The sequence below is a fragment of the Stenotrophomonas sp. Bg11-02 genome, from assembly GCF_002836635.1.
Taxonomy (GTDB): domain Bacteria; phylum Pseudomonadota; class Gammaproteobacteria; order Xanthomonadales; family Xanthomonadaceae; genus Stenotrophomonas; species Stenotrophomonas lacuserhaii.
Map to the genome: position 1 here is coordinate 48027 of NZ_PJAY01000039.1, position 6207 is coordinate 54233.

Consider the following 6207-nt stretch of genomic DNA (forward strand, 5'->3'; position numbering starts at 1 on the left):
TCACGGACCCGGATCGAGCTTGAGCGAAGCATCGAGGTCGAGCAGCGCCTGCGCCGCGCCATCCAACGCAGGAGACGAGGCATCCTTGACGCCCACGCTCTCGAAGATGACGTCGAGGGGCACGTAGCGGCGCGCGTTGCGGTCGTAGAGCCCGGCCAGGACCAGTCCCCGGGTCGCGACCACTTCGTCCGCCCCGGTGAGGATGCGCTGCTCGAAGATCACCCGCGAGTCTGTCCAGGCGAGCAGCCGGGTCTCCAGCGTGAACGGCTGGAACAGCTTGAGTTCGCGCCGGAAGCGGATCGCGCCACCGCCCACGATGGGCATCCACCTGTTCTTGATCACGGCCTTCAGCAGCCCCATGCGCACGATCAGGTCGGTCCGGCCAAGGTCGAAGAGCGTCCAGTAGCGGCCGTTGTTGACGTGGCCATTGGTGTCCAGGTCGTTGAACCAGACCCTGAAGCGAAGGCGCGAGACGCCGCCCGGAGCCGCCAGGCGGGGCTGGAATGGCGTGCGCAGAAGGAGAAGCAGCAGGCGGAACCATAGATTCATGTGCGGGGGAGTCGGTGGGCAACGTGCGGGGGAATGTGTTTCAGGCGCCGGGCGGGCGCCGTTCCATGATCAGCAGGGTCGAGGTCGCCGACGCCATCAGCCGGCCCTGGCCATCGACAAGGCGGGCCTGTGCGAACGCGACCCGCCGTCCGCTGCTCAGGATTTCGCCGATCGCGTCTATCCGCCCGGTCTCGCGCGTGATGGCCTTGTGGAAGGACACCTTCAGCTCCAGCGTGGTGTAGGCCTGGTGCGCCTGCAGCAGGGTATGGGTCGCACAGCCGCAGGCCGAGTCGAGCAGCGTGGCTACGTAGCCGCCATGGACCGTTCCGATCGGGTTGTAGGCGTGGGTGTCGGGAAGGCCCGTAACCTGCACGCGTCCACGGGCCACCTCGCCGAATTCCAGCTTCAGCGACTCGAAGATGCCGACCTTTCGCGACGAACGGAACAGCGCCTGCATCTGCGACAGACCATCCTCGCCGGGCGCGATCTCGTCGATCAGCGATGGTGTCGTCTGCATGGAAGTGATTTCCTTTGATGAGGAACGGAGGATAGATGGCCAAGGCGGCCGACGCTCGTCAGGTGCCCGGGTACGCGGCGCTGCTCCGCCCCATCGCCCAGGTCCCCGTCATCGCCACGGCCACGCCCACCAGGACCAGGAGCGTCAGGATCGTCCAGCTGATCCAGTCCGCCCCCAGCACGAAAAACGTCTTGTTCCAGATGCCCCAGACACCAAAGGTCGGCTTCCACAGGTGGACCTTGGCGAACAGGATGGCGATCAGCAGCGCGGCGGCCGAGGTCGCGACCGCGGCGAAGCGATGGCGGCGCAGGGTCAGAACCAGCGCGGCAAGACTGGGCAGCTAGACCGCGACGTTCACGACCCACAGCGTGGCGGTGATGGTGTAGCACCATCCTGCCGCCTGGCGGATGTGGTCGGCATCGTGGACGGTGATGGCCAGCAGCATGGCGATGTTGGCGACGATCAGGGCCTTGCGCGACTTTGCGTCCAGTGGCGGCAGGAAGGTCATGGCGTGGATCTCTTCAGGTAGGGGAGAAACAGGAAGGCGACCAGCAGGCCCGCCAGCACGGCTTCGAACAGAATGAGCACATGGATGCGCATGGAGATCTCGTGCATCGGCGCGTAGAGGTAGTGCCCGAGAGTGAGCAGGTTACAGACGGCATAGATCAGCAGCACGAACGTGCCAGCGTGGTGCGAGCCATGCTGGATCAGGCGATACCCGATCCACGCCAGCGGTGTCATCAGAATCCAGAACGCGTCGATGATGGATCGGTCGATCCATGCCGGCTCGGGATACTGCTCGAAGAACAGCAGGTTGTCGGCGTAGTGCAGGATGCTGCCCGCCACCGTGGCGAGCACGAGCCACTTCAATACATGGCGCCAGCGCTGCGATGCAGTCACTGCGCCGCTGTCCGCGGCAGGCTCGAGAACCACGTCAGCACATCCTCCCAATATGGCTCGGCGAGCTGGCGGAAATAGCCCATGTGCCCAACCTTGCCGCCAGCCTGGCGGGGGTCGAGGTCCCTGCGTGTCAGCGGCGCGTTGCGGTAGCCCTGAACGAAGGCATCACGTGATTGCGGCGGGGCCCACAGGTCGTCCAGCGCGTTGGCCGCCACGATCGGCGTACGCACCTCGGCGTAGCTGCGCTCGATCCCGCGCATGGCCGGGTCGTCGAAGAAGTAATGCGGGAACCGGCACCAGTGCCGCCATTGGCGATAGACATCGGCCGGGATGTCCTCGCCCATGCCCAGCATCTTCCAGGGACAATAGCCCTTCCACCGGGTCAGCGCCGGCAGCACCAGGTTCCACATCGCCAGCACGCGCACGCGCTCGCCCCACGGCATGTAGCCATGCCAGCCGGCGCCGGTACCGAAAACGTAGAACCCGGCGACCCTGGCCGGATCGGGCAGCAAGCCGAACGCATGGCCGCCGTAGGAGTGGCCGACGAGGTAGAGCGGAACGGCGTCGTCCGCCATCGCCTCCACCGCCGCCGCCAGGTCCAGGCGTCCCCAGTCCAGCAGGTCCATGCGGAAGCCCTTCAGCGAGGCCGGACGCGAGCGGCCGATGCCGCGGTAGTCGAACGTCAGCGTCTCGAAGCCGTGGGCGGCGGCGAACTGGGCGAAGCGCCGGTAGAACCCCTGCGGCACGGCGGTCGCCCCGGACACGATCAGGCGGCCTTTCAGCGCCGCCTGCGCGGGATAGCGGGTGGCACCCAGCGGGTAGCCATCGGCGGCGGTGAGGACGATTTCAAGAATCTCAGTGGTCATGGCCTGTCTTACGTGTATAACGACCGTCATAGTGCTGCAATCTAGTCTATGACAACCGTCTTAGCAAGACAGCTTCGTACACGTTCGCTCCACACCCGTCCCTCTGCACCGAAGTTCGATGTACGACAGCGCTATCCGCCCGATGGCGCGCGAAGCTGCTGCTTGAGGATCTTGCCGACCGCATTGCGCGGCAGGGCATCGACGAAAGTGACCGCCTTCACGCACTTGTAGCCGGCCAGGCGTTCACGACAGGCCCGGATCACATCCGCCTCGATGATCCGGGCATCGGGTCGGCACACCACATAGGCCAGCGGGATCTCGCCCCAGCGCTCGTCCGCGCGGCCGACCACTGCGACCTCCGCAACACCGGGCAGCTCCGCGATGGCCGCTTCCAGTTCGGCCGGATAGATGTTCTCGCCGCCGCTGATGATCATGTCCTTGAGCCGATCGACAACATGGACAAAGCCCTGCGCATCGACGTGGCCCACATCGCCGGATCGATACCAGCCATTGTGGAAAGCCGCGCGCGTGTCCGCCTGGTTGCGCCAGTAGCCGGAGAACGCCATCGGCCCGCGGCAGCATATCTCGCCGTCCTCGCCGGCAGGCAGTTCGCGCAGCGTCAGCGGATCGATCACCCTCACCTCGCCATGCATGAGGACCTTGCCCTGCGTGTGCGCGCTGTCCACACCCATCTCCGGCGTCCAGAAGCTCACCGCACCGCAGAACTCGGTGATGCCGTATACCTGCTGCACGGCGATGCCCATGCCGAGGCCGGCCTCGATCAGCGGCCGGGGCACCGCCGATGCGCCGCAGGTCGCCCACACCACGCTGGAGGCATCGACGGGCATCTTGCGCGCTACTTCGAGCAGGGCCTGGAGCATCAGCGGCACGCACATCAGGGTGGTGATCCGCTCCCCGGCGATGACTTTCCACACCTGCACCGGATCGAAATCGGGCGACAGCACGCTGGTGCACCCCTTGAGTACGTTGGTGAACATCGACGACATCCCGCCGATGTGGAACAGCGGGGCGACGAGCAGGAAACGATGGTCCTGGTTCCATTCCAGGGTGGCGCCATTGGCCTGCGCGGCCCATGTCAGGGCCTCGTGCGAAAGCATCGCCCCCTTCGGCCGTCCGGTGGTGCCCGAGGTGTACATGATCAGTGCAATGGCGCTGCCGCCCGTGCCGCGTGCATCCGCGGCGTCGGGCGGCGTATCGCGCAGGATGTCGGCATAACTGGCGTCCCCGCCCTGTCCGCCGTTGCGGATGCGGACAGGCAGCGGGCGGACCGCCAGCAGCGGCTGTACCGCCGCCGCGAAGGCAGCGTCGTACAGCAGGCCGACGGGCTCGCTATCGGCGAGGACGTACACAAGTTCGGTGGCCTGCAGCCGCCAGTTCAGCATGATCGCGGTTGCGCCGACGCGCGCAGCGGCAAAAACGGCATTCATGGCGAATTCGCCGTTCTTCGCCAGGATGGCAATGCGGTCGCCTTCACGCACGCCCTGCGCAATGAGGTGAGCGGCAAGTTTCCGGCAACGCCCGTCGAACTGCGCGTAGGTCCATCGCCCGCCGGGATCGACCACCGCCTCGCGCTGCGGCGAGAGCGTCGCCCGGCGTGCGAGCAGTCGAGCAAGATGCTGTGCCATCGGAGTCCTCCTGGCTATGCCTGATCACAGCATCGGCATGGCACGCTCGATCAGCACCGACAACGGCGCCTGCGCATCCAGCGTGCCGTACACGCTGCCGCGGTCCTCGCCGAGCCGCGCGCGGCAGAAGGAGTCGGCGATGGCGGCATCGCCGTGCCGCAACAGCAGCGAGGCCTGCAGCAGCAGCGCGACGCGCTCGACGACCAGCCGGGTGCGCGCCTGCAGCGACCCGGCATCGCCCAGCGCGCGCGCCAGCCAGCCGAGCTGGGCGTCGTAGAGGGCATGCGCGCCGCGGGCGCGCTGCAGCTCGGCCAGCAGCGCGTCGCGGGTCTCAGGTTCCCTGTGGAAGGCGCGCAGCACGTCCAGGCACTGCACGTTGCCGCTGCCTTCCCAGATGGAGTTCAGCGGGGCCTGGCGGTACAGCCGCGGCAGGATGTTCTCCTCGACGTAGCCGATGCCGCCCAGGCATTCCTGCGCCTCGTTGACGAAGGCGGGCGTGCGCTTGCACACCCAGTACTTGCCGATCGCGGTGGCGACGCGCGCGAACGCGGCCTCCTGCGGGTCGCGGGGCGAAGCGTCCACCGCGCGCGCCACCCGCATCGCCAGCGCCACCGCCGCCTCGCTCTCCAGCGCCAGGTCGGCCAGCACGTTGCGCATCAGCGGCTGGTCGACCAGCAGGTGGCCGAAGGCACTGCGCTGGCGGACGTGGTGCAGCGCCTGCACCAGCGCCTGACGCATCCCCGCCGCCGAGCCGAGCAGGCAGTCCAGCCGGGTCAGCGCCACCATCTCCAAGATGGTCGCCACGCCGCGCCCCTCCGCACCGACCCGGTGCGCGGTCGCCCCCAGGAACTCGACCTCCGACGAGGCGTTGCTCCAGTCGCCCAGCTTGTCCTTGAGGCGCTGGATGCGCACCGCGTTCAGCGTGCCGTCGGGCAGCACGCGCGGCAACAGGAAGCAGCTCAGCCCGCCGTCGGCCTGGGCCAGCACCAGGTGCGCGTCGCACATCGGCGCGGAGAAGAAGAACTTGTGCCCGACCAGCTCGTAGCTGCCGTCGGGCTGCAGGTGCGCGCGCGTGCTGTTCTGGCGCACGTCCGAGCCGCCCTGCTTCTCGGTCATGCCCATGCCGATGGTGCAGGCAGTCTTCTGCTCCGCCGGCAGGGTGCGCGGATCGTATTCGCTCGCCAGCAGGCGCGGGATCCAGTCCTCGGCGATGGCCGGCGCATGGCGCAGCGCCGGGATGGCCGCGTGGGTCATCGTCAGCGGGCATCCGGTGCCCGCCTCGGGCTGGCTGTTGAGGTACATCAGCGCCGCGCGCACCACATGCGCGCCGGCCCGCTCGGGGTGGCGCCAGGAGAAGCTGTGCACCTGCCCGCGCATCGCCCGCCGCATGATCTCGTGGTAGGCCGGATGGAACTCGACATGGTCGGTGCGCCGCCCGTAGCGGTCGAAGCCATGCAGCACGGGCTTGTGCCGATTGGCCAGTTCGCCCAGCTCCACCAGTTCGCCGCCGGCCAGTGCGCCGTGGGCGGCAAGGTGCTCGCTCGCCCACGCACCGCCGTTGCGCTCCACGGCCTCGCGCAGCGGCGCGTCGCTGCTCCAAACGTTGCAGGCCGGCAGCGGCAGCGGCTGGTTACTGACTTCGTGGGTCTCGAACTGCGCCTTGAGCGACATGGCAGCACCCGGGTATCTTGATATTACCCAGTTATACCCTCGCTGCATTTGCATGTAA

The 6207-nt window shown here is 67.6% G+C and carries 8 protein-coding genes; 1 reads left to right on the top strand and 7 read right to left on the bottom strand.

Going from position 1 to position 6207, the window contains the following annotated elements; genetic code table 11:
• Both CXG43_RS01570 and CXG43_RS01575 read right to left on the bottom strand, forming a co-directional pair.
• Nucleotides 1–549 carry a thioesterase family protein gene (locus tag CXG43_RS01570; RefSeq protein WP_101098399.1) on the bottom strand — a complete coding sequence of 183 codons (549 nt, stop codon included), beginning with the start codon at nt 547–549 and terminating at the stop codon, nt 1–3.
• A 40-nt stretch (nt 550–589) separates the two neighbouring features.
• Nucleotides 590–1066: a PaaI family thioesterase gene (locus CXG43_RS01575; RefSeq protein ID WP_101098400.1), complete on the bottom strand. Its 477-nt coding sequence runs from the start codon at nt 1064–1066 to the stop codon at nt 590–592.
• Between the two features lie 35 nt (nt 1067–1101).
• On the opposite strand from CXG43_RS01575, the gene CXG43_RS19255 reads away from it, so the two are divergent.
• Nucleotides 1102–1410, top strand: coding sequence for a hypothetical protein (locus tag CXG43_RS19255; protein WP_198551459.1), 309 nt, complete (start codon nt 1102–1104; stop codon nt 1408–1410).
• Here CXG43_RS19255 and CXG43_RS19260 read toward each other — a convergent pair.
• The 5 genes from CXG43_RS19260 to CXG43_RS01600 all read right to left on the bottom strand — a co-directional run bounded on the left by CXG43_RS19260 (nt 1407) and on the right by CXG43_RS01600 (nt 6149).
• Nucleotides 1407–1574 carry a hypothetical protein gene (locus CXG43_RS19260; RefSeq protein ID WP_198551460.1) on the bottom strand — a complete coding sequence of 56 codons (168 nt, stop codon included), beginning with the start codon at nt 1572–1574 and terminating at the stop codon, nt 1407–1409. The genes CXG43_RS19255 and CXG43_RS19260 overlap by 4 nt on opposite strands.
• Nucleotides 1571–1966 (bottom strand): hypothetical protein, encoded by a 396-nt coding sequence (locus CXG43_RS01585; protein WP_101098401.1) that lies wholly within the window; start codon nt 1964–1966, stop codon nt 1571–1573. Before CXG43_RS01585 ends, CXG43_RS19260 begins: the two co-directional genes overlap by 4 nt.
• Nucleotides 1963–2832: an alpha/beta fold hydrolase gene (locus CXG43_RS01590; RefSeq protein WP_101098402.1), complete on the bottom strand. Its 870-nt coding sequence runs from the start codon at nt 2830–2832 to the stop codon at nt 1963–1965. The genes CXG43_RS01585 and CXG43_RS01590 overlap by 4 nt, the downstream gene beginning before the upstream one ends.
• A gap of 131 nt (nt 2833–2963) precedes the next feature.
• Nucleotides 2964–4478 (bottom strand): AMP-binding protein, encoded by a 1515-nt coding sequence (locus CXG43_RS01595; RefSeq protein ID WP_101098403.1) that lies wholly within the window; start codon nt 4476–4478, stop codon nt 2964–2966.
• Between the two features lie 24 nt (nt 4479–4502).
• Entirely contained in the window at nt 4503–6149 is a 1647-nt protein-coding gene (locus CXG43_RS01600) for an isovaleryl-CoA dehydrogenase (protein ID WP_101098404.1), read from the bottom strand.
• Nucleotides 6150–6207: the final 58 nt, after the last annotated feature.